This window comes from Paenibacillus riograndensis SBR5, from assembly GCF_000981585.1.
Lineage (GTDB): Bacteria > Bacillota > Bacilli > Paenibacillales > Paenibacillaceae > Paenibacillus_AQ > Paenibacillus_AQ riograndensis.
Genome location: NZ_LN831776.1, coordinates 1,705,037 through 1,728,165, shown reverse-complemented (window position 1 = coordinate 1,728,165; position 23,129 = coordinate 1,705,037). Strand labels below are relative to the sequence as shown.

The window sequence follows — 23,129 nt, the reverse complement described above, 5'->3', positions numbered from 1 at the left end:
TTGAAATTGAAGCTCCAACCCAATTCATACAACTAACGCAGCAGAGTGCCCTCTTCCCTGAAGAAGAGGGCACTCTGCTGCGGCTGCGCCAGCTATTCCGTCACAACTCCCTATTTCTTCCTTAAGGATTATAGGGGATAGCGATTGATCTTACAATTACATTTTTACCTTCATGAAGCCTTCCAGCCGCTCCAGCGCTTCGGTCAGCTTTGCGGGGGAAGCCGCATAGGAGCAGCGGAGATGTCCTTCTCCGCCCGTTCCGAACACATGGCCCGGCACAACTGCAACTCCTGCTTCCCGCAGCAGCCGCAGCGCAAAATCCTCCGACTTCATCCCGGTATGCCTGATGGAAGGAAAGGCATAAAATGCCCCCTGCGGCTCATGGCAATGCAGCCCGATGGATCTGAGCCCCTCAACGAACAGCGAACGGCGCTGCCGGAAGCATTCCTTCATATAGTCTTTGTCGGGCAATCCATGGCGCAGCGATTCCACCGCGGCAATCTGGCCCAGGACCGGTGCGCACATTGCGGTATATTGATGGATTTTGAGCATCGCGGCCAGCAGCTCGCGGTTCCCGCAGGCATAGCCGACCCGCCAGCCGGTCATGGCGAAGGCTTTGGAGAAGCCGCTGATCACAATCGTCCGCTCCTTCATGCCGGGAAGCGAGGCGATGCTGACATGTCTGCTGTCATAGGTCAGCTCGGCATAGATTTCATCCGACAGGACGATCAGATTATGGGCCTTTACAATTTCCGCAATGGGCATCCAGTCCTCGTAAGACATGACCGCTCCCGTCGGATTATTCGGAAAGTTCACCATCAGCAGCTTGGAACGCGGGGTTATGGCTTTTTGCAATGCCTCGGCAGTAAGCTTGAAGCCCTGCTCCGCAGCAGCCTCGACCTCCACCAGTGTTCCTCCGTTCAAATAGGCGATGGGCGAATAAGCAATATAGCTCGGAGAAGGAATGATAACCTCATCCCCCGGAGCGGTAAAGGCACGCAGCGCCAGATCCAGGGCTTCACTGCTGCCTACCGTTACCACCACCTCGTCCCGCGGGTCATACGCCAGTCCAAAGCTCTCCTGCTGATAGCGGGCAATTTCCTCCCGCAGCTCCGGCAGGCCGGCATTCGGGGTATACATCGTCTCTCCCTGTTCCAGGGCACGGATGCAGGCGGCACGGATATGCTCAGGCGTAGTGAAATCGGGCTCACCTACCCCAAGTGATATAATCTCGTTGTTACCCGCACTGAGATCAAAAAAAGCCCGGATGCCCGAAGGCGCAATCTCCCGCACACGCGGAGCAATCCGCTCACTCAGCAGACTGCTCTTTTCCCGCGGCAGGAACGGCTTCATTTTATACATAATTGATCACTCCCTGCCTCGTTGTCAGCTCTTCCTGCATGTTTCGGATTCCTAATAGGCCTTGTTTGTCCACCGCAGCCTCCATCCCCCGCCGCTCTGCAAGCGAACCGGAGATGATCTCATCCAGCAGCCCGCTGAAGGTATATCCGGCAGCAAGCGCACTTCTTGGCAGCAGACTGGTTTCGGTCATGCCCGGCAGTGTATTTACCTCAAGCACATATGGAATGCCGTCCTTCACCAGCATATCCACCCGGGCGTATACCGTACATTTCAGCGCCTGATAGCAGGCCAAGGCCGCCGCATGCACCCGTTCCTCAAGCTCTGCAGGCAGCTGAATCACCCGCTCTTCTGCACCGCCCAGCTCATATTTGGCGCTGTAATCGAACCAATCCGCCCCAAGCGAACGGATGCCGATAACCGGCAGCAGCGTTCCTCCGAGAATGGGGCAGGTAATTTCCCGGCCCTCGGTATATTCCTCAATCAGCACCGAACAATCCGCGGCAAAGGCCTTCTCCACCGCACTTCGCAGCTCCGCACTGCTGTTCACCTTTGTCATGCCGATGCTGGAGCCGCCTGAGTTCGGCTTAACCATTACCGGGTAACCAAGAGCCTCCACCGCTTCAGGCGATAAATCCTCCATCCGGTCGAGGCAGAGCCAGTCAGGGGTGTGCACACCTTTGCTGCGGATGATGGTCTTGGACAGATGCTTATCCATGCACAGGCTGCTTGCGAGCACGCCGCTTCCGGAATAGGGAATACCCAGCGTTTCCAGCGTTCCCTGCACCGTTCCGTCCTCGCCGTAGGCTCCGTGGAGGGCGAGCAGCGCGAAGTCCAGGCCTTTTACCGCATCAACCAGCTCTTCCCGCGAATGAATGACCACCGGAACGCCCTCATATTTGCTGCGGTCCAGATGCTTCAGCATTTCCCTGCCCGTATTCAGCGACACCTCATATTCCGAGGATACCCCGCCCATGATCACGCCTACTTTTTTCATTCTCCTAACCCCTTTTCATCCCAGTAGTTGCCGTGCGGTCCTGCCAATAATCTCAATGCCCTTGAGGATATCCCCATCCGCCACCCTGGAAAAGCCCAGCCGCAGCGTGTTTTGTCCTTGCCCATTCGTATAAAACATATCTCCCGCCGTAAAAATAACTCCCTGCTCCCGGCATGCGTCCAGCAGCTTTCTTGTACTGAAGCCTTCGGCAAATGTCGCAAAAAGATGCAGGCCCCCATCCCCCGTGAGTGACGCATACGGAATATGCTCCTGGCAGCAGGCCAGGGTCAGCTCGTATTTGCGCTTATATTCCGCTCTGGCCCGCTTCAGGTATTTCTCCAGATTGCCGCCGAGCAGATATTGGTACAGAATCGATTGATCCAGCGTCGAGGTATGGATGCTGCGCGCTCTTTTAACACTTTCCAGGTAGTAGATCAGCTCCTGATCCGCAATCACCCAGCCGACCCGCAATCCGGGAAACAGCACCTTCGAGAAGCTGCCCAGATAGATCACACCGTTTCCGCCGCCCGCCGCGGCAATCAGAGGAGCCACGTGGGAACCCGAATACCGCAGCTCCTCGTTGAAGCCGTCCTCGATCACCGGCACCTTGTATTCGGCCATCAGCTTCATGAGCCGCTGCCTTTTTTCGGGAGACATGACGATGCCCGTTGGATTGTGATAAGAGGGGACAAAATACGCGCAATCATATTCCCGCGCCTCCAGCGCCCGCTTCAGCTCTCCCAGATGGATGCCGTCACGCTCCATGGGCACGCCCGCAATCTCAAAGCCGTGCAGCTTCATATTCTTAATCGCCGTATGATGTGTAGGATTCTCACACACCACTGCCCCGGCTTTACGGCCGAGCGCCGACAACACCACATCAAACCCTTCCGTAAACCCGTTCGTAATCAACAGGTCCTTGCCCCGCATATCCACGCCTTTGTGCTCCATATATTGCTTCAAATAGTCTATTAAAGGCTTATACCCCTTGGCATAACCATAGTTCAGCAGCACATTGCCTTCCACCGCCATGCGTTCCAGAAACGCCCGTTTCACATTATCCAGATCGAACAGGCTTTCATCAGGCGCAATGCTGGTAAAAGAAATCGTCCCCTTCGCCGCGCGTATCCCCCGCTTCATGATATCCAGCTCTTCGGCAAGCTTGGCCTGACTGCTTAACCGTGCTGTCCAGTCCAGCGTCCACGCGGCTTCTCCTGTGTTCCCGGCCTGGGCCGCTGCACCTTGTGCCACATAGCTTCCCTGGCCCTGCACCGCATACGTGAATCCGTCGTCCGCAAGTGCCTCGTAGGCGGAAATGACCGAATTGCGGCTGACGCCCAGCAAAGTGCTGAGCTCGCGGGTTGAGGGAAGCTTCTGGCCTCCCTGGAGGGCGCCCTTGATCATAAGATGCTTCATGTAATCCTTCACTTGTATATATACCGGCCGGCCGGCAATGAGCCTGAAATCCTTGAACATGCTTCAATCGCCCCCATAGCTATCATGGCACAGTCTTCTTCGTAAAAAAAGAACCACAGCCCCGGGATTTTTTTCCCGCTGTGGTTCTACACTTATTTCCGCGCGGCTGCATCTGCTGGCAGCTGCAGCGATTAAGGCCTCCCTCAGCATCAATCTTTGCATTCCTGCGTCATCCCATTTGTGGACACGGCTTGTGGATTAGCCTTTTTCTGAATCATGGCTTCTTCTTGATGCCGCCTGAATTCCCGTGGTTGCGCTGCTTCGATTGGATGCTATTCGGCTTCATTGATTGTAAGATTGTAAGCAGCCGGATAGCCGGAGGATCATTGCCCTTGCCCTCCCTGAAGCTGCAGCTTTACTGTGGCAGCAGTACCCGGCGGCGGGGCTGCTGTGTCATGGAAGCTGCGCCCCTCCATGGTCCGTGCCAGCAGCTGGCGGATGATGCCGCCATGCGTCACAACCAGCACCCGCAAAGGCCCCGCATGGCTGCTGTTCTTCAAGCCGGGCACCGCTGCCGCTGCCTGCAGCAGCCCGGACACAAAATGCTCCACGCGCCCAGTAAACTCACTCCAGGCCTCACCGCCTGGCGGAGTGCTTGCCGCCGGATCATCAATCCAGCTCCGATATTGCGGAAGATACTGAAGCTGTTCATAGGTATGACCTTCCCACGCGCCAAAGCTCATTTCCCGGAGCCGTGAATCATAGATGGCATTTTGCAGAAGTGCAGGCGCGATGAGTTCCAGGGTCTCGCGGCATCTGCGCATATCGCTGCAGTATACCCGCCAGAAGCTCCCGGCAAGCTCCGGCTGCTGCCGGAGCGCAGCCAATTCCGCCCTGGACTCCGGCAGCAGCGCAAGATCGGTGCTGCCCAAATAGCGGCGCTCCTTATTCCACAGGGTATGTCCGTGGCGGATCAGCACCAGTTCAAGCACAAGACCGGAATCAGCCTCTGATTCCGGTTGATCATTGCACCCCAATCCCGTTTGCCTACACTCAGGGCTCGGGTCATGCTCATGGCCAGAATTCAGTTCACGCTTATGGCCAGAACTGGAACCCCGCACATGTTCAGAACTGGATTCATCCGCAGTATCCAATTCATCGACGGGTTCCCGTTCAGGCTCATAATCCAGTCCGGCTTGGGTTTTCGCCATCTTCAGGTCAGCCCCCCATCCCGTGCCACAGCATGGCAGCGGCTGCACACAAGCAGACAAATATGGCGGAAGACAGCATCATTATCCGTGAAGTCACAATAATATCCTCCGGCTCCATCGTCCGCAGGGGATCGCCCATGTAGGCGCGGAACGAGACCACGCCGTGGTATACATTCTCGCCGCCCAACCGGATGCCGAGTGCTCCGGCTACAGCCGATTCGGGAAACCCGCTGTTGGGGCTGGGGTGGAGGCGGGCATCGCGCCGCACAATACGCCAGCTGCTGCGCCAGTCCAGACGCAGCAGCCAGGCGCATAGGACTAACAGCGGCGCCGTCATCCGGGCCGGTATGTAATTGGCGACATCATCGAGCCGGGCGGAGGCCCAGCCGAGATTGCGGTATTTGTCATTTTTGTAGCCGACCATGGAATCCAGCGTATTCACCGCACGGTAAGCCATGGCCAGCGGCGCTCCGCCCAGCAGCGCGAAAAAAAGCGGCGATATAATCGCGTCCACGATATTCTCCGCCACTGTCTCTACCGTGCCCCGGACGATATCCGGGCTCTCCAGCTTGGTGGTGTCACGGCCGACGATCATGCCGAGCGCTGTGCGGGCTGCCGGGATATCCCCCTTGCGCAGCTCGGCATATACAGCCATCCCGGCATCCTTAAGCCCCTTGGAGGCAATCGTTGTAGAGATCAGCCAGACCTCTGCCGCCCAGGCCAGCCAAGGCGCGATGCGGGACAGCAGCAAGAGGATCACTGCGGTCAGTCCCCAGGCTCCGCCTGCTACCAGCAGCGGGAGCAGCACTCCCGCAAGTTTCAGCGCCCGCGGCTGCGAGCAAAAGCGGCGGATCAGCCGCTCAATGGCGGTAACCGCTTTTCCCATGAGCACCACCGGATGGGGAATACTGCGCGGATCGCCTATTATCCGGTCCAGCACATAGGCTGCAAGTAATATAACAGCAATCTTCACCGGCCTTCACCGGGCAGCGGCTTACAATTCAAACCGCTCATTGGCTGCCCTTCCTTGCCGGCTCCGCTGCGGGGGAACAGCCAGCGCCGGGACCTGACTGTGAATCCACCGGCTCCGGCGCAGAGCTCCAACCGCTTGTCTTCCCGCTTGGCTTAACGCTTACCACCCCACTGGGCCTCTCGCCTACCACCCTGCTGGGCCTCTCGCTTACCACCCCCCTGGGCCTCTCGCTTACCTTCTCCGTTTGGGCTTCCGCTACTGAACCGAGGCTCGCCGTTACAGCGGCGTACACCAGCCGGCCGATGGCTCCGCCCAGGTCGGTGGCCGTTCCGGCGTAGACATGCTCCGCGCCGTAGCGCCCGCTCCCGCTCACTGCGAGTACAACTGCATCCGTAGTGGTGCCGGTTGCAATCAGGCCATTCTCAGGGTCTGTGACCCCGAGATCGGCCAGCGCGGCAGCCTTTGCTTCGGCTGCCGTCATGACGGCATTGACCATCGCGGACGGAGTCAGGCGGCCGTCAATGCCCAGCATGATGTTGATCGTGCCGGGGCGGTAAGCCGCCAGCACGTTGCGCGCCACTCCGGCGCGCGCGGCATTGCCGGAGGCTGCGGTCACGCAGCAGAAAATCCCCGCCGAGCCGGTATCCTCCTCCGCAACCGCAGCATGCTCCAGCGGCACCGCCGTCATCAGCCCGGCGCAACCTTCCAGCGGGTACCCCCATTCGCGCAATTTATCCTCCATATCGCGCACCGGATTGCTGCACTCATAATCGCGGCTGACGAACTGGTTGACGGCCCGTTTCAGACGGCCCATGCCCCCGCCGTATACCGCGCTCGAAAGCCCCTCTGCTTCAGCCGGGAATTCCAGCAGCAGATGCCCCGGCTTCCACTCCAGCATCAGCCCAGGCCAGACAGCAGAAGCATACATTGTCTCCCCATCCTTGAGATTAAAAGGATTTCGCGCATCAGTCATTGTATTTCCTCTCCCTTCACACTCATAATCTACAGCTATCCATGACCACACAGCTATCCTAAGTGGAATTTCTCCACCTAATTCGGCGCCAAATGCCGTTCCTGCAAACGTTAGTTGGAAAAAGTATACTTAATTAGGCCACATCCGCACATATTTGGGGATTCACCTTAAATTAAGTGTACAAAATCCCACTAATCCCCATTCCGAGCTGTAATTCAACAAAATAAGTTTACTAATTCCACTTAAATTTTTCTCAAGGGCAGATTAGTCCAAAATATTGAAGAACCTCAACTTGTGCAATAGCATTTGGAACGCTGATGCTGCCAGAGTATTAGTACGACTACTTTATTTAACACATCTACTCCGCACGACAACCTCTACTTACTACTGCCACTTCTACTCCGCACGACATCCTCTACTGACTACTGCCGCTTCTACTCCGTACAACAACCTCTACTTACTACTGCTGCTTCTACTCCCCACGACATCCTCTACTTACTACTTCCGCTTCTACTCCGCACGACATCCTCTACTGACTGCTGCTTCTACTCCGTACAACAACCTCTACTTACTACTGCTGCTTCCACTCCGTACAACAACCTCTACTGACTACTGCCGCTTCTACTCCGCACGACATCCTCTACTGACTACTGCTGCTTCTACTCTGCACGACATCCTCTACTTACTACTTCCACTTCTACTCCGCACGACATCCTCTACTGACTACTGCCGCTTCTACTCCGTACAACAACCTCTACTTACTACTGCTGCTTCTACTCCCCACGACATCCTCTACTTACTACTTCCGCTTCTACTCCGCGCGACATCCTCTACTGACTACTGCCGCTTCTACTCCGCACGACATCCTCTACTGACTACTGCTGCTTCTACTCCGCACGACATCCTCTACTGACTACTGCTGCTTCTACTCCGCACGACATCCTCTACTTACTACTTCCGCTTCTACTCCGTACAACAACCTCTACTTACTACTGCCGCCTCTACTCCACACGACAACCTCTACTTAGTGCCATCGCTTCTACTCCGAGCTCCCAGCTACTCAGTACCCCCGCCTCCACGTCATGCGTTTTACTGCGGCTTCTGCCATCGGCCTGCACGCTTTGGCTTTATTTCAGCGTCAGTCTCCCGCCGCGATAATCTCCTCCAGCTGCCGCAGCAGGCGGGCATTGTCTTCGCGGCTTTTGACCGCGACGCGGATATGTCCCGGCGCAAGGCCCGGGTACATCGCGCAGCTGCGCACGAGAAGGCCGCGGCGGCCCAGCTTCTCCTGCAGGGCCGCCGCGCTCCAGGGCGCGGGCAAGCCCAGCAGCAGGAAGTTCGCTTCGCCCAGCGGCACCTCGCAGCCGAGCCGCAGCAGGCCCTCCCGCAGCGCTTCGCGCTCTGCGGCAATCAGCCCGCGCGTGCGCTCTTCGTAACCGCGCCCGCTGCGCAGGCAGGCTTCCCCGGCCAGCAGGGCCAGGCCGTTCACGCTCCAGGTCACCTGCTTGCCGCTCATGGCTGCGGCAAGCTCCGGGGCGGCGATAGTGAAGCCCAGCCGCAGCCCCGGAATGGCATAGAACTTCGTCATCGAGCGGATCAGCACCGTATGACGGTAACTCTTAAGCTCCGGCAGCAGCGATTGCCGCCGCTCTTCCGGGATGAAGTCGATGAACGCTTCATCCACCGCCAGCACCGTCCCGCAACGCTCCGCCTGCTGCGCCAGCAGCCGGAGGTCGTCCAGCGCATACTGGACGCCATTCGGGTTGTTCGGCTGTCCGAGGAACAGCAGGTCCACCTGCTCCAGCAGGCCGGCGATGCTCTGCACACCGGCCCGGTAGCCCTGCTCCTTCGTCCCCCGGACCGGGAGGACTTCCGCACCGAACTGCCCGGCGAGCTGTCGGTATTCGGAGAAGCAGGGCTCGACGATCCCTACCCTGCGCGGAGCCGCAGCCAGCAGCAGCAGGGCCATCGATTCCGCTGCTCCGTTGCCGACCGTAATCCATTCGCGGTCTACGCCCAGACTCTCCGCCAGCAGGGATTTCAGCCTGCGGTGACCGGGGTCAGGATAAGCCGTCACGGCTGAGACGGCATCCCGCAGCAGGTCCAGCACGCCGGGCGGCGGACCGAGAGGATTGATATTCGCGCTGAAATCCACAAAAGCGCCGCCGCTTCCGTTCCCATACAATTCCGCCGCTGTCAGCAGGTCGCCGCCGTGGCCGTATTTTTCAAGCATGCCTACACTCCTCTTAACCTGTCGATTATACCTCTGTGTGACTCATTGACCCCATTATTGCCCCATTGCAGGAGGTACGTCAATGATTTCACTCCCCGGCCGCAGCAGGATATTGCCGTTTGGCGGGAGGCGGAATTCTGCCCGGGCGCTGCTTGTTCTTTTTGTGCAAACTGTACTTTTGGTTTAAAATAACTATATAGCTTGAACTAGTGATCTTCGATTGGGGATTTGGTCGTGAATGCGTGGAATGGTCGGGGCTTTCCCTTTTGTTCATTTTTCAAGTTCAATCTATATAGAGCAGTAAATCATGCATAAGCGGAGGAATTCACCATGCTTTTTATCGATAACACCGGAATTACAGACGCTTCGATCAATCTTGCGATTGAGGAATTTGCCCTGAAAAATCTGCCGATGGACGACAGTTATCTGCTTTTTTATATCAACAGCCCGTCCATTATCATAGGCAAACATCAGAATACCATTGAAGAGATTAACCAGGAATACGTGAAGGACCATAATATCCAGGTCGTGCGGCGGTTATCCGGCGGCGGGGCGGTCTATCATGATCTGGGCAACCTCAACTTCAGCTTCATTACCAAGGACGACGGGCAGTCTTTTCATAATTTTCTGAAATTCACCCAGCCGGTCATCGACTACCTGCAATCCATGGGGGTGAACGCCGAACTCAGCGGACGCAATGACCTTCAGGTCGGTGAGCAAAAAATTTCCGGCAACGCCCAATTCTCCACGCGCGGACGCATGTTCAGCCACGGCACCCTGATGTTTGACCTCAATCTGGACGATGTGCAGGCATCGCTGAATGTGAACCCGGAGAAATTCAAATCCAAGAGCACCAAATCCGTGCGCAGCCGCGTCGCCAATATCAAAGACCTGCTTGGAAAAGAGATGACAATTGAGGAATTCCGTGCGGGCCTGCTGCGTTCCATCTTTGGCATGGAGCCTTCCGAGGTTCCGCAGTATAAGCTGACTATGGACGATTGGGTGCGGATCAATGAAATCTCCAGGGAGCACTACCAGAACTGGGACTGGAACTACGGCCTGTCGCCCAAAAGCAATGTAAAGCACACCCGCAAATTCCCGGCAGGACTCGTCGACATCCGCATGGATATTGAAGATTCCTACATCAGGGATATCAAAATCTACGGCGATTTCTTCGGTGTAGGCGATGTAGCGGATGTGGAGAATGCGCTGCGCGGCAAACGCTACGAAAACGCTGAGGTCAGAGAAGCCCTGGCCGGACTGGACCTGAAGCATTATTTCGGCCGGATTGAGCCGGAGGACTTCATCGGGCTGATTTTCCTGGAGGAATAGAACAAACAGCAAAGCTGAATATGAAAAAAGACAAGGGCGGGACCGTAGCCATTATATACGGGCCCGCCCTTTTGTGGTGGTATAGCAGTGCGAATCGAAGGTATAAATACCCTTGATTCCACTGCCCAGGCGCACTTGAACTATATCAGAGGTATAAATACCCTTGATTCCACTGCCCAGCCGCATCTGGACGAAATCAGAGGTATAAATACCCTTGATTCCACTACCCAGCCGCATCTGGACGAAATCAGAGGTATAAATACCCTTGATTTCACTGCCCAGCCGCATCCGGACGAAATCAAAGGTATAAATACCCTTGATTCCACTTCCTGAGCGCATCCGGACGAAATCAAAGGTATAAATACCCTTGATTCCACTTCCTGAGTGCACTCAGGCAATTCAAAGGCTTGTCAAACTCTCCGGCAGCAAAAAGACTCCCGTCGCTTTATGCGGCAGGGAGTCTTCAAGATGGGGCAGCAGCTTTTTACAGATTGGGGGTGAGCACAAATACATACATAACCAGCACCAGTGTGAGCACGATGCAGAATTTCTCCACCGCACTGCCCTTCTTCGTGCCGGTGCTCATCAGCTTCAGGCGAAGCTTGAAGGGCAGCGGAGGCAGCGGAGTAATGCCGCGCTGGGTCAGGGAATCCGCCAGCAGATGCAGCGCATAAGACATGCCGCCGGCAATCCACAGGCTGCCGCCGTCATTCATGCCGAGCGAAGCGAAATAGAGCAAGGCTCCCCAGCCGGCCACCGCGTACAGCGTATGCGTCAGTCCGCGGTGCGGAACAACCGAGGATACGACAAGCACGCAGGCGGCTATGTAGTTCCACGGATCGTAGGCATCCGCGAACGCGAACAGCGCCAGTGCCAGCAGCAGCATCACGAGATGCCGGAGCCTGCGGCCCGGCAGGAAGGATACGCTCCCGATAAGCAGCGCCAGCGCGATATTCCAGGGAGGCGCGGCGATTCCGGCAAAATACAGATAAATGGCCGCCCCGATTAGCGATACCTGCAAAATCCGCAGCAGGGATTCCGGCACGGCTTTGCGCACCAGCAGCGAATTCGGCTCATCGATATCAGGCAAGAGGGCGCTGAGCCCTGCCACAGCAACCGCCGGAATCGTAATTTCATGGCCGAGCAGGCTCATGACGGATAGGGTAACCCCGGTGCTGATGATTAAATGGGATTTGCCCATCATGGTGTACCCGCTCCTTTCTAAGGTGTAGGGACTTTGAAGTACAAAAATAAGAACAAGTGTACGGTTCTCGAAGTATACCAAGTGCTGGCTTTTTTGTCCAGTCTTTGGCTGTTTTTCCGCTGCTGAAGCCCTTGTCCGATCTGTTCCGGGCACAGTTTCGTCTTGTCCTCCCCCCTGTTTTAAGCTACAATTTGGAGAACTTGATTTTACAAAATATTTGTCGTGTCAAGAAAGGATGACCTCTGTGAAACGCTCCCGAATAGCCGGCCTCAGTCTGCTGCTGGTGGCGATGATGTGGGGATGTACGTTTCTCATTGTGCAAAGTGCGGTCAAGGTGCTGCCGCCGCTCGCTTTTAACAGCATCCGCTTTATCGGCGCAGCTTTGCTGCTGGCGCCGATTACCGCCGTTTTTTACCGCAGGGAATGGAAAATGCTGAGCTGGCGTATGGCAGGGCACGCCTTGCTGCTGGGCCTCTTTCTGTTTCTGGGCTATGGCTTCCAGACGATGGGACTGCTCTATACCACCACTTCCAACACCGGTTTTATCACGGGACTGTCGGTCGTGCTCGTCCCTTTCCTCTCGCTGGCCCTGCTTAAGACGGCCATCTCACGGTATACCTGGTTCAGCGCGGGACTCGCGGTGGCAGGCCTCTACCTGCTCACCTTTACCGGCTCCGCGCTGTCCCTGAACAAGGGAGACGCACTGGTGCTGATATGTGCTGTCGCCTTTGCCCTGCAGGTCGCCTATACCGGCGTATATGCTCCGCGATACCCGGCGCTGCCGCTGGCTGCGCTGCAGCTTGCTTGTGTCGGGCTGCTCAGCGCCGGCGCCTCCCTGCTTGTGGATGGGCCGGCCCCGCTTGCGCACAGCGGGACCCTGATCCTGAAGCCGGATGTGCTGTGGGCCCTGCTTGTTTCCATCGGCCCGACCAGCGCCTTTGCCTTCTGGATTCAGACGGCCTGCCAAAAATACACCACGCCTTCCCGGGTGGCGGTTATTTTTGCCACAGAGCCGGTATTCGCCGCCCTGACAGGTCTGGTGTTCGGCGGAGAAACGCTCGGCGTATCGGCGCTGCTGGGCTGTCTCTGCATTCTTGCGGCCATGCTCATGGCCGAACTCAGCCCCGGGCCTGCCCCTGCAGCACAAAAGGACGAAGAACCAAGCCTTCTGCTTTCATCTGATCCATGATTTTTTGGGCCTAGTACAACATCAGTTTTTTAATTGTGAAATCCAAGCACTGGCCCTTCGGAAGCTGCCCATTTGGAATCCACAGCGCACTACCAGCTTGTTCAGAGACAAGAGCCATGCCTTCCGCACAGGCTCCCCAAATTTAAGCTTAGGCTTCCGATGCATTGGTACGAAGCTATTCAGGAAGCTAAGCTCACCCAATAGGAGAGAACCTACATGTACAAATTGATTGCCATCGATATTGACGACACCTTGATTAACGATGACAAGGAAGTTACCCCTGCCACACAAACAGCGCTGGAACAGGCCGTTGCCGCAGGCGTTGTGGTTACTCTGGCTACCGGACGCGCCTATGCTTCCGCCCAGGCCATCGCCCGCCAGACCGGACTGAATGTGCCGATCATCACTTACCAGGGGGCACTCGTAAAGAACCTGATGGATGAAAAAGTGCTCTACGAGCGTTATGTGCCGCAGGATGCCGTACGCAAGCTGTTCAACTACTGCGTGGAGCATAACCTGCACTTGCAGACCTATATTGATGACAAGCTGTATGCCCGTGATGAGAACCAGAAGCTGGTCGATTATGCCACCCTTAATGGAACTAAATATTATATCGAGCCGGATTGGGAGAAGCTTGTCCCGCAAAAAACACCAAAAATGCTGATCATCGACGATCCCGATTTCCTGGACGAGCTGTCGCCTATTCTGCGTGAGCTGCTGGGTGATTCCGTGCATATTACGAAATCCAAGCCGCATTTCCTGGAGATCATGCACAAGGAAGGCACCAAGGGACTGGCGTTGGAGTTCCTGGCAGCCCACTTCGGCTGCGAGCTGTCCGAAACCATCGCAGTCGGCGACTCCTGGAACGACCACGAAATGCTGGAAGCCGCCGGTCTTGGCGTAGCCATGGCTAACGCCATCCCGGCGCTGAAGGACATTGCTGACTTCGTCACCCTCAGCAACAATGAAGACGGCGTGAAGTACGCCATCGATAAATTCATCCTTCAAACTGCCCAATAGAGAAGTATAAGCTTGCTCTCCAGCAGCACAAAGGGTGCCTTACGCCAGTCAACTGATCCCGGCGGTAAGGCACCCTTTTTTTCCAAATATAATTATATGCTAGCTTCATGTTCCATATCCCGGGATTAATCGAACCTGTAGGTCCAAAACGGTTCCGTTCCGAACCGGGCCCGGATTTCCTCATCCGTCAGCTCCTGATTCCCGACCAGCTCCGCCGCTTGGAATTGCGAACGGTGCGCGCGTATCGACGCCATTTTCTGCTCAAGGAAGGCGGTCACGTCTACGATCACATCCGCCTTTCCGATCGCCCGCTCATGGTTGCTTGCGAACGCGACGCAGTGTACAAGCGGCCGCTCTGCTGCGGGAAGCCGGCCAATCGTACGTATGACAGCGGCTCCGGTGGCATCGTGGTCGGGATGCACACTGTACCCCGGATAGAAGGTGATCACCAGCGACGGACGCAGCTCCTGGAGCAGCGCCATAATCTCATTGTCCAGCCGCTGCTGGTCTTCGAACTCGATCATTTTATCGTGGAAGCCGAGCATCCTTAAGTCCCGGATGCCGATTGCAAGGCAAGACGCTGCCAGTTCCTCTTTGCGGATTGCCGGCAAAGTAACCCGGCTCGCGAATGGCGGGATACCCATGTTGCGCCCCATCTCCCCCAGGGTCAGACAGGCATAAGTGACTTGAGCGCCGCTGTCTATGTACATCGCCAGCGTCCCTGATGCCGCGAAAGCTTCATCGTCGGGATGGGGGAACACAACTAAGATCCGCTGGTGTTCCGTTTGTTGATTCTTCATGGTGTGTATTCCTCCGCTTTCATCAGAACGTTTCCCGGCTCAGCTGCAAGGCAACGATCAGCTTGCCTTGACTGTCATGCCCAGCCAAGATTAGCCGTTCTTTTTCCGTCTCATCAACATGTGTAAGGCCTTCGGCATAAATCCAGCCCTGTATTGTCTTTAAGCCCACACGGTAGGGTCCCGTGCCGGAGATGGAGCCTTGTGTATAACGGACCGCCGCATTGGAAATGAATGCCGACGCCGGGTGCCGGGTACTGTCCAAGTGACTGGCGTAGGCGCCTGTCGTTAGCTCAAGGTGTACGTATAGATCCTGACCGGCGAGCTGATCGATCCGGATTTGGATGTCTTCGGGGGTTATCGGCTGCATGTTGGCCTCCTTATGTCTGTTTCTCCGATCCGCTTGTTTAACTATCTTGCCCTGGTATTACAGCAAGTCCAACTTATTTTTTTGCTAAATACAAGTCGATGGTATCATAAACATTTAGGACATCGCCAAATTTTTTAATCGATTCTTTAATCTCATCTTCAAAATGCTCTTTCGCAGGAGCAGGCAAGCTTCTATGGTCAGAATAAGTGTTCAACAATGCGATATAGTCAGCCGAAGAAAATTGTCTCGTTAAATGATACAGCTTAAACACAACATCTCTAAATCCATAATTTTGAATAGTTTTCGATATATTATTGTATCTCTCAGTGTCATTTTCTATGAGCTTGGTATTAGAAGGTCTATATTTTTGATATATGCCTTGAATAATCTGATGTAATTCGTCATTTTCCCGTGATACAAACGGCCGGTTCCAAAATAACGCCAGGGTTCCACCGGTTTTTAATAAATTGGAGGCTTTAAGATACCCTGTTTTTTCCGGAATCCAATGAAATGCGGTAGCTGAATAAATGAGATCTATACTGCTGTCCGGACATGCAAACTCTTCAAATGCAGTATTGTATATCGTAAAATTTTTATATTCCCGGAATTTTAATTTTGAGTATTCTGTGAGGTCTTTCCCTAATTCTATGGCCGTTAATTCACATTCTGTTTCCAAAAAGGGTCTGGTGGCCTGGCCTGTTCCAATACCAATTTCAATTGCTTTTCGGCCTTGTTCAAGATGAGAGTACGCTATGATATCTTTGAATAATTCTTCACAATAGGTTGGTCTCCACTTGTCGTAATTCTCCACATCTTCATTAAAGGTTAGCCGTTTATCGATAATAATCATCCTCCATTTCATCCCCATAACGCAACCGGATAGGGGCCAATCAAGTAAAAGCAGATATACTCCTTATCGTTGCCTCAATTTCTTCATAACGGCGGAGTGAATTTTGGTACTGGTCTTTTTGCATTAACAATTTGTTATTTCTTTCGCAATAATTAACGATTTGTCCAATGTCTGTGTTGAGGATATGTAGCCGTTCATTTTCCAACTCCGAGAACATGACCTTCCATAAAATTTCAATAGACAGCAAATCAGTATCTTCATAAATGTCTATCGTGTGCGCCAGTTCCCCTAGGCTTGAAGACAATATTGAGACGAGATCTGTATCCCATTTATTAATCAAATATGCAAGGATGTTGTATATCCAAATGGAGTCGCTTTGAGAAAAAACCGTTTTAATATGCGGGATAGTTTCGGACTTATACTTTGACAAAAGGTCTACAATTTCTGCAGCTATAGGCCAATTCATTTCCTGCAGCCATTCCAACAATTCCGGCAATAAGGGAATGATCATTGATCTTTCTAAGCGGGCCAGGGCTTCAACACTTTTAAAATTCTGCTTATTCTTTGGTAGAACGTTGTGATTCATTGTCCTGCCTTCTCTCTCTGTCTGAAGGATTTAACTCCATACGCTTCGGCATTAATGCTCCAACATCTCTAAAATTCGGCTCCCCGTACCTTGGCGTATACCTTGGAGTCATGCATCTCTCCATCCAGGCCGAGGGTGTTAAGCCGCAGAGTGCCATCCAGTAAAAAACCCGCACGCTCGGCGACGGCAGCACTTCTGGTATTAAGTCCGCTGCAGCGGATTTCAATCCGGTTCGCCGCAAGCTCCTGTATGGCAAAGCGGGTGATTCCGTTCACTGCCTCCGTGATGTATCCCTTGCCTGTGCAGGTGGTCCGCAGCCAGTATCCGGCTTCAAAACAGCGGGTCTCCCAGTCGATATGATGCAGGCCGGTACACCCGAGAAAGGTCCCCTCTGTCTTATGAAAAATAAGCATATTCAGCACAGTCCGGTTCAGAAATTTCAGCCTGGAATCTCTGACGTATATTTCGGATTCCTCTAATGCCGGCATACTTTGGGCAAAAGGCATCCACGGCTTCAGCTCCTCCAGACTCTCGCGAATCGCCTCATTTACTGCCCGACCGTCACCCCACTGCGGGGCGCGCACCAGCAGGCGTTCGGTCTCAAAGAACTCGGGAAAATCAAACAAGACCGGGATAAATGGATCTGACTTCATGACAGTATTCAACCTCCTGCACAATTAAGTGTGAATTTTATTTTTTAACAAGAATATTCCCATTGTAATGGTAGTTACCTATCTTGGAAATGCGGATTAATACGCAGAATTTCAAAACTTTAAGGCAAGGGCCTTCTTGACCCCCTTCATTCGACTGGAGCAGGTTTAGACGGATTGGAGTATGCGGACTGGATTTGCGGAGTATACAATAAAAAACCGTCTCCCAAGTGAATGAAAGACGGTTCTCTTTAGATTTCAAAGCTTTCAGGCGGCTTATACTGGGAGAGAATCTCCAGCACCACCTCAGCCGAGTTTGCCGCAGCCAGCTCCAGATGGGATTTGAACAATCCGGCGGCATCGGAGCCGGCAATATCCGATATGGCGCGGACCGCCAGAAAAGGAACACCAAACTGATAGGCCGTCTGGGCAATCGCCGCACCTTCCATATCGGTCGCTTTCGCCTCCGGGAACCGGCTGACAATGGACACCGCCCGCTCCGGATCGCTGATAAAAGAATCAGCTGTCGTAATCAGCCCGGTGACAATCTGCTCCTGCCTTACGCCGCGCCGGACGAGCTTCCGCGCCTGTGCAAGCAGCCCGGCCGCTACCGGATAACGCTGCGGCATCTGCGGCACCTGCCCGAAGGCATAACTGAAGGCCGTAGCATCCACATCACTGTAGACCAGTTCCTCAGCGATGACCACATCGCCAACCTTCAGATCAGCAGCCAGACCGCCCGCCGCTCCGGTGTTGATAATCAGCTCACAGTGGAACCGCTCCAGCAGCAGCGTGGTGGTCACTGCCGCGTTGACCTTGCCGATGCCTGATTGAAGCAGTACTACCTCCTGTCCGTCCAGCACTCCGGCATACAGCTTACCGCCGCCAGCCTTCAGGCTGCGCACATCCCGCAGCTTCGGCAGCAGCGGGGCTACCTCTTCTTCCATGGCTCCGATAACCGCTATACTCATAAGATGCCTTCTCCTTTTGTCTGATTCTGGCCAGCCGTTATGTATTCCTCCAGCTCCGCCACTGCATCCGCCACCGCTTCGGCGGTAATTACACCGGGCATCATATGGATGGAGGCTTCGGGTACAGCCGCCCTTTCGCCCAGCTTCAGCAGCTCTTCCCGCGTCAGGTGACCCAGCCCCATGGCTCTAAGACTGGACGGCAGGCCCAGTTCCTCATAGAACGGCAGCAGCCCGTCAATCTCCGGCCAGTTCCCCTCCAGCGCCAGCTGCACCAGTACACCGTAAGCTACCTTGCTGCCATGCAGCAGACCGTGGGTCTCCGGGATGGCTGTCAGTGCATCGTGCACCGAATGGGCCCCTGCGGTACGGCCATAATCCTCACCGAATCCGCCTACAAGCCCGGCGACCATAATAATCGTTTCGGCTGTCCGGGTCAGGGCTTCATTCAGCTCTCCTGACCGCACAGCAGCAAGCGCCGCGCTGCTGTAGCGCAGCAGGTTTTCGCGGCATTTCCGCGCCGCATCCCAGGCCAGCTCCACTTCAACCGGCGGTGCCTCCAGATGTCTGATGATGACATCCGCCTCATACCACTTCGCCAGGGTATCGCCGATTCCTGCGGCCAGCAGCTCTGGCGGCGAAGCGGCGATGACCACCGGGTCCAGCAGCACCAGTGCATTGCTGCGCGGAAAAACCTCAAAGCGGATGAACGCCCCCCGCTCATCGTACATCACACTGAGCGAGGACCAGGCTGCACAGGTCGCAGCCAGGGTCGGAAGAATTATGGCCGGCAGATTCAGCGTGGCCGCTGCCGATTTTACCAGATCGGTAATCTTCCCGCCGCCTACGGCGATAACCGCCTCAAGCTGATGCTCTGACGCATAGCCGGCAATGGCATCACGCTCGCGGTAGCTGCACTCTCCGCTGTACACATGATAGTGCACCTCTGTCTCTTTTAGCTCCGGCCAATACGGTGCAGCCGCCGTCCAAGACCTGTTCCCGCGCACCACCAGCACACGGCGGATTCCTCTTCTCTGCAGATGCTGTTCCAGGCTGCCCCAGCTGCCCGGCCTGCAAATGAACTCCTGCGGCGCGGCGCGTACAATAATTTGCGGTTCCACTGGCATATCCCCTTCCGTGCTCCGCACTTAATCACGGCGGGCTTTGCGGGCCAGCCGGTTCCCTGCGGACTGAATGCCCTGGACAAAAATAATCAGAATCGCCACAGTCACAATCATCACAAAGGTATCAAAACGCTGATAGCCATAGGAGATCGCCAAATCGCCAATCCCCCCGCCGCCCACTGTGCCTGCCATTGCGGTAGCCCCGATCAGTCCGATCGTCGCGGTCGTCATCGTCAGAATCAATGAACCAAAAGCCTCGGGGAGCAGAAAATGCCAAATGACCTGAAAGGTTGTCGCGCCCATCGCTTCAGCAGCTTCCATGATTCCAGGGCTGACCTCAAGCAAAGAGTTCTCCACCAGCCGCGCTATATAAGGAGCAACATATACAACCAGCGGCACAATTGCCGCGCTGGTACCGATCGATGTATGCACCAGAAGTCTTGTAAAAGGAATAATGGCCACAAGCAGAATAATAAACGGCAGCGAGCGGATGATGTTAATGACCGGATTAAGGACCGCAAACACAAACCGGTTCTCCAGCACACCGCCCGGACGCGTAATCACCAGAATGATGCCAACCGGTATCCCCAGCAGCGCCCCGAAAAACAACGACACCCCCACCATCACCACGGTTTCCCTCAGCGCTTGAAACAGCTGCTCCGAAGTAATCACTGAATCGAACATTTAAGCTTCCACCTCCGTAATCTCAACGCCCTGGCTGGTGATAAAATCCGCTGCCCGGTCAATCACTGCATGGTCGCCGTGCATCTGCAGAATCATATTGCCCAGCGTTGTATTCTGGATCTCCGTCATATTGGCGAACAGAATATTTACATCCACCTCATACCTGCGGATGAGGCTGTTGATGATCGGCTCCGAGGCCGCCCCGCCGACAAATTTCAGCTTGAACAGCCGCCGCCCGTTTTCCGCCTTCAGGGTATGCAGCACGCTCTGCGGCACACTGTTATGTATGACCGTCTGCACAAAGCTCTGCGTCGTCGGATGATGCGGACTCCCGAACACATCCAGCACATTGCCCTGTTCGATGATTTCCCCGCGCTCCATGACAGCCACCTTGTTGCAGATCTGCTGAATAACAGCCATTTCATGGGTGATGATCATGATCGTAATGTTGTACTCTTCGTTAATTTTTTGGAGCAGCTCCAGAATCGACTTGGTGGTCTGCGGATCAAGCGCCGAAGTTGCTTCATCGCAGAGCAGAATCGAGGGATTGCTCGCCAGCGCCCGGGCAATGCCGACCCGCTGCTTTTGCCCGCCCGATAATTCCTTGGGGTAGCTGTTCGCTTTATCCCCGAGTCCCGTGAATTTAAGCAGTTCGGTCACCCGCTCGCGGATTTCCTGTTTGCTCCGCTTCAGCAGCACCAGCGGAATGGCGATATTGTCGAACACGGTTTTGGATTCCAGCAGATTGAAATGCTGAAAGATCATCCCGATGTTCTTTTTGGCCTGCCGCAGCTCTGCCGGATTATAGCCCGCAAGATCCTGGCCTTCCACCAGCACCTCCCCGGCAGTGGGCCTTTCCAGCGCGTTGACCAGACGGATCAGCGTGCTTTTGCCGGCACCGCTGTAGCCGATAACGCCGTAAATATCCCCTCTGGCAATACTCAGGCTTACTCCGCGCAGGGCTTCAATGGACTGGCCTTTGCGTTCAAAGGTTTTGTATACATTTTTAATCTCAATCATAGCGCACCGCCTCCTGACCGGCCGATAACTTGATCCGTTTGAAAATGCCTGCTGCCGCGATCCGGTCAACGGCTTCGTTCAGCTTGTCCTCGCTGTTCACGAGGCTGACCCGCACATATTCGCGGCCCTGCACTCCAAAACCGCCGCCTTCAGCGACGGCAACCTGCGCCTCATCCAGCAGACATGCTGCAAAAGACGCCGCTGTATAGCCTTCCGGGACTCTGAACCAGGCAAAAAAAGTGCCCTGCGGAGCCTTAATCTCCCATCCCAGCTCCCGCAGTCCGGCAACCAGCACGTCACGCCGCCGCTCATACAGTCTGCCAAGCTCTGCAACCCCCTCCTGGGGACCCAGCAGCGCGGCCGCCGCCGCATCCTGCACTGCACCGAACACTGTGCTGTACGCCTGGGTATGATAATGCTTCAGTGCCGCGATAATCGAGGCGTTGCCCACGGCAAAGCCGAAGCGCCAGCCGGCCATGTTGAACGTTTTGGAGGCGGTATAGGTTTCGATACCGTATTCCTTGCCGCCCGGCTGCTGCAGCAGACTGACCGGCTTATGGCCGTCGAAGCCAAAGGCTCCGTAAGCAAAATCGTTCAGCACCGGAAATCCATAGCGGGCCGCAAAAGCGAGCGTCCGTTCAAAGAACTCCGCCGTAGCCACCGCCCCCGTCGGATTATTGGGATAGTTCAGCATCAGCAGCTTGACCTGACGGGCTAATTCCTCCGGAACTGTCCCGTAATCAGGAAGGAAGCCTTCAGCTTCATAGGCGGGGATCGTATGAACACGGGCTCCGGCTAAGGCGGCAGCCGCGTGATAGGCCGGATAGGCGGGATCGACCGTCAGCAGCAGATCTCCCGGATTCAGCAGGCTCTGCGGAATGCCGACCACCCCTATTCCTGAACCGCTGAACACTGCGACTTCCGTCTCCGGGTCAAGGCCCACCCCATATTCACGCTGATAAAAAGCAGCGATGGCCTCAAGCGTAGCACTTTTGCCATAAAAGGGCGGGTAGCCCTGATTCTCCGGCTTGTCTACCGCCTCCTTCAAGGCGGCAACAATATGCTCCGGTGTCGGCTGATCGGGATTGCCGCTGGCCAGATCAATAACGTCGATTCCTCTGCTGCGGTATAAGGCGATTTTGGCTTTCATAGCGTTGAAATAATTACCTGGAAGCTCTGTGACGATTCTGGAGGGTATAAAATCCATGCTCATTGCACCTCTTTGCACATTCTTTGGAATAGACAATGATCTGCCACTCCCCCGCTTACAGAGGAATGACAGATCGGAAAGGGATTATTATTTAAAATAAGCCGGCAGCTTATAGCCCTCATAATCCGGGTTCGATTTGATGTATTTCTGGAATTCATCCGAATGATACCCTTCAATGATGTCTTTAACAAATTGAGCATCCTTGTTCTTGCTGTCCACCGCCACGATATTCGTGAACGGATCGGTCATTTTCTCCAGCTGCAGTGCCGTGGTCAGCTTGATGTTATTCGATACAGCGAAGTTCCCCTGAATCGCGGCGTAATCCACATCCTCCAGCGCCCGCGGTCCCTGTGCCGGCTCAGTCGCAATAAACTTCAGGTTGTGCGGATTCGAGGTAACGTCAGCAAGCGAAGTCTGCAAAGGATCAATGTTGTCTTTCAGAGTAATCCAGCCCACATCCTTCAGCACATTCAGGGCGCGGAGCATATTCACCGGCTCATTCGGCAGATTGACCTGATCGCCGTCCTTCACTTCATCCAGGCTGTTATGTTTTTTGGAATACAGTCCCATTGGCGGAGTCGGCACCTGCACCACACCCACCAGATCTATTTTTTCCCGTTCATTAATGGACTGCAGGTATAAGGAGTGCTGGAACACGTTGGCATCAATTTCGCCGTTCGCTACCGCCACATTGGGCTGAATGCCGTCTGTGAACTCTTTATAGGTAATGGTATAGCCCTTCTTCTCCAGATAAGGCGCAACACCGTTCTTGAACTGATCGCTGTAAGGTCCGGGATTAAAGCTGATCTTCAGTGTCTTCTTCTCTTGTGCGGAGGAATCGCTGCCAGCACCGGAAGCTTCCTTGTCATTGCCGCATCCGGCAGTAAATAAAGCGACGGCGACGACCAGCAACGTTGAATGAATCCATTTTTTCTTCATACGGATGTTTCTCCCCCTATTATT

Annotated in this window: 23 protein-coding genes; 3 read left to right on the top strand and 20 right to left on the bottom strand. The window is 54.9% G+C overall.

What is annotated here, in order from left to right; genetic code table 11:
* Positions 1–156: 156 nt before the first annotated feature.
* The 7 genes from PRIO_RS07535 to cobD all read right to left on the bottom strand — a co-directional run bounded on the left by PRIO_RS07535 (position 157) and on the right by cobD (position 9,162).
* Entirely contained in the window at positions 157–1,353 is a 1,197-nt protein-coding gene (locus PRIO_RS07535; protein WP_046506544.1) for an aminotransferase class I/II-fold pyridoxal phosphate-dependent enzyme, read from the bottom strand.
* A gap of 1 nt (position 1,354) precedes the next feature.
* Positions 1,355–2,356 carry a D-alanine--D-alanine ligase gene (locus PRIO_RS07530; RefSeq protein WP_020432032.1) on the bottom strand — a complete coding sequence of 334 codons (1,002 nt, stop codon included), beginning with the start codon at positions 2,354–2,356 and terminating at the stop codon, positions 1,355–1,357.
* Positions 2,357–2,371: 15 nt separating this feature from the next.
* Positions 2,372–3,832: an aminotransferase-like domain-containing protein gene (locus tag PRIO_RS07525; protein WP_020432033.1), complete on the bottom strand. Its 1,461-nt coding sequence runs from the start codon at positions 3,830–3,832 to the stop codon at positions 2,372–2,374.
* Positions 3,833–4,155: 323 nt separating this feature from the next.
* A complete protein-coding gene (locus PRIO_RS07520) occupies positions 4,156–4,983 on the bottom strand; it encodes a histidine phosphatase family protein (RefSeq protein WP_052741423.1) in 828 nt (275 codons plus the stop codon).
* A 7-nt stretch (positions 4,984–4,990) separates the two neighbouring features.
* Entirely contained in the window at positions 4,991–5,956 is a 966-nt protein-coding gene (cbiB, locus tag PRIO_RS07515) for an adenosylcobinamide-phosphate synthase CbiB (RefSeq protein WP_046501718.1), read from the bottom strand.
* Positions 5,957–5,993: 37 nt separating this feature from the next.
* Positions 5,994–6,929, bottom strand: coding sequence for an adenosylcobinamide amidohydrolase (locus tag PRIO_RS07510; RefSeq protein ID WP_020432039.1), 936 nt, complete (start codon positions 6,927–6,929; stop codon positions 5,994–5,996).
* 1,138 nt (positions 6,930–8,067) lie between these two features.
* Positions 8,068–9,162, bottom strand: coding sequence for a threonine-phosphate decarboxylase CobD (gene cobD / locus PRIO_RS07505; RefSeq protein WP_046501713.1), 1,095 nt, complete (start codon positions 9,160–9,162; stop codon positions 8,068–8,070).
* Positions 9,163–9,492: 330 nt separating this feature from the next.
* Here cobD and PRIO_RS07500 point away from each other — a divergent pair, with 330 nt between their 5' ends.
* Positions 9,493–10,494, top strand: coding sequence for a lipoate--protein ligase (locus PRIO_RS07500; RefSeq protein WP_046501709.1), 1,002 nt, complete (start codon positions 9,493–9,495; stop codon positions 10,492–10,494).
* A 51-nt stretch (positions 10,495–10,545) separates the two neighbouring features.
* Here PRIO_RS07500 and PRIO_RS07495 read toward each other — a convergent pair whose 3' ends face one another.
* Together PRIO_RS07495 and PRIO_RS07490 are read right to left on the bottom strand one after the other, a co-directional pair.
* On the bottom strand, positions 10,546–10,884 hold the full coding sequence (locus PRIO_RS07495; RefSeq protein ID WP_046501705.1) for a hypothetical protein: 339 nt from the start codon (positions 10,882–10,884) through the stop codon (positions 10,546–10,548).
* A 94-nt stretch (positions 10,885–10,978) separates the two neighbouring features.
* On the bottom strand, positions 10,979–11,698 hold the full coding sequence (locus PRIO_RS07490) for a metal-dependent hydrolase (protein WP_020428293.1): 720 nt from the start codon (positions 11,696–11,698) through the stop codon (positions 10,979–10,981).
* A gap of 244 nt (positions 11,699–11,942) precedes the next feature.
* Here PRIO_RS07490 and PRIO_RS07485 point away from each other — a divergent pair, with 244 nt between their 5' ends.
* Together PRIO_RS07485 and PRIO_RS07480 are read left to right on the top strand one after the other, a co-directional pair.
* Positions 11,943–12,887 (top strand): DMT family transporter, encoded by a 945-nt coding sequence (locus PRIO_RS07485; protein WP_020428294.1) that lies wholly within the window; start codon positions 11,943–11,945, stop codon positions 12,885–12,887.
* 216 nt (positions 12,888–13,103) lie between these two features.
* Positions 13,104–13,907, top strand: a complete 804-nt coding sequence (locus PRIO_RS07480; protein ID WP_020428295.1) for a Cof-type HAD-IIB family hydrolase — start codon at positions 13,104–13,106, stop codon at positions 13,905–13,907.
* Between the two features lie 125 nt (positions 13,908–14,032).
* On the opposite strand, the gene bshB2 is transcribed toward PRIO_RS07480, so the two are convergent.
* The 11 genes from bshB2 to PRIO_RS07425 form a co-directional block, all read right to left on the bottom strand.
* Positions 14,033–14,707, bottom strand: coding sequence for a bacillithiol biosynthesis deacetylase BshB2 (gene bshB2, locus PRIO_RS07475; RefSeq protein WP_020428296.1), 675 nt, complete (start codon positions 14,705–14,707; stop codon positions 14,033–14,035).
* A 22-nt stretch (positions 14,708–14,729) separates the two neighbouring features.
* A complete protein-coding gene (locus PRIO_RS07470; protein ID WP_020428297.1) occupies positions 14,730–15,074 on the bottom strand; it encodes a YojF family protein in 345 nt (114 codons plus the stop codon).
* 73 nt (positions 15,075–15,147) lie between these two features.
* Positions 15,148–15,924 (bottom strand): class I SAM-dependent methyltransferase, encoded by a 777-nt coding sequence (locus PRIO_RS07465; RefSeq protein WP_197545401.1) that lies wholly within the window; start codon positions 15,922–15,924, stop codon positions 15,148–15,150.
* 40 nt (positions 15,925–15,964) lie between these two features.
* Entirely contained in the window at positions 15,965–16,510 is a 546-nt protein-coding gene (locus PRIO_RS33750) for a DUF5071 domain-containing protein (protein ID WP_052741422.1), read from the bottom strand.
* A gap of 68 nt (positions 16,511–16,578) precedes the next feature.
* Positions 16,579–17,163, bottom strand: coding sequence for a GNAT family N-acetyltransferase (locus tag PRIO_RS07455; protein WP_020428300.1), 585 nt, complete (start codon positions 17,161–17,163; stop codon positions 16,579–16,581).
* Positions 17,164–17,411: 248 nt separating this feature from the next.
* Positions 17,412–18,131: a 5'-methylthioadenosine/adenosylhomocysteine nucleosidase gene (locus tag PRIO_RS07450; protein ID WP_020428301.1), complete on the bottom strand. Its 720-nt coding sequence runs from the start codon at positions 18,129–18,131 to the stop codon at positions 17,412–17,414.
* A complete protein-coding gene (locus PRIO_RS07445; RefSeq protein WP_039788062.1) occupies positions 18,128–19,255 on the bottom strand; it encodes an iron-containing alcohol dehydrogenase family protein in 1,128 nt (375 codons plus the stop codon). Before PRIO_RS07445 ends, PRIO_RS07450 begins: the two co-directional genes overlap by 4 nt.
* A gap of 21 nt (positions 19,256–19,276) precedes the next feature.
* Positions 19,277–19,936, bottom strand: a complete 660-nt coding sequence (locus PRIO_RS07440; RefSeq protein ID WP_020428303.1) for a methionine ABC transporter permease — start codon at positions 19,934–19,936, stop codon at positions 19,277–19,279.
* Entirely contained in the window at positions 19,937–20,956 is a 1,020-nt protein-coding gene (locus PRIO_RS07435; protein WP_046501698.1) for a methionine ABC transporter ATP-binding protein, read from the bottom strand.
* On the bottom strand, positions 20,949–22,163 hold the full coding sequence (locus tag PRIO_RS07430) for an aminotransferase class I/II-fold pyridoxal phosphate-dependent enzyme (RefSeq protein WP_020428305.1): 1,215 nt from the start codon (positions 22,161–22,163) through the stop codon (positions 20,949–20,951). The genes PRIO_RS07435 and PRIO_RS07430 overlap by 8 nt, the downstream gene beginning before the upstream one ends.
* A gap of 90 nt (positions 22,164–22,253) precedes the next feature.
* Entirely contained in the window at positions 22,254–23,105 is an 852-nt protein-coding gene (locus PRIO_RS07425; RefSeq protein ID WP_020428306.1) for a MetQ/NlpA family ABC transporter substrate-binding protein, read from the bottom strand.
* Between the last annotated feature and the right edge of the window lie 24 nt (positions 23,106–23,129).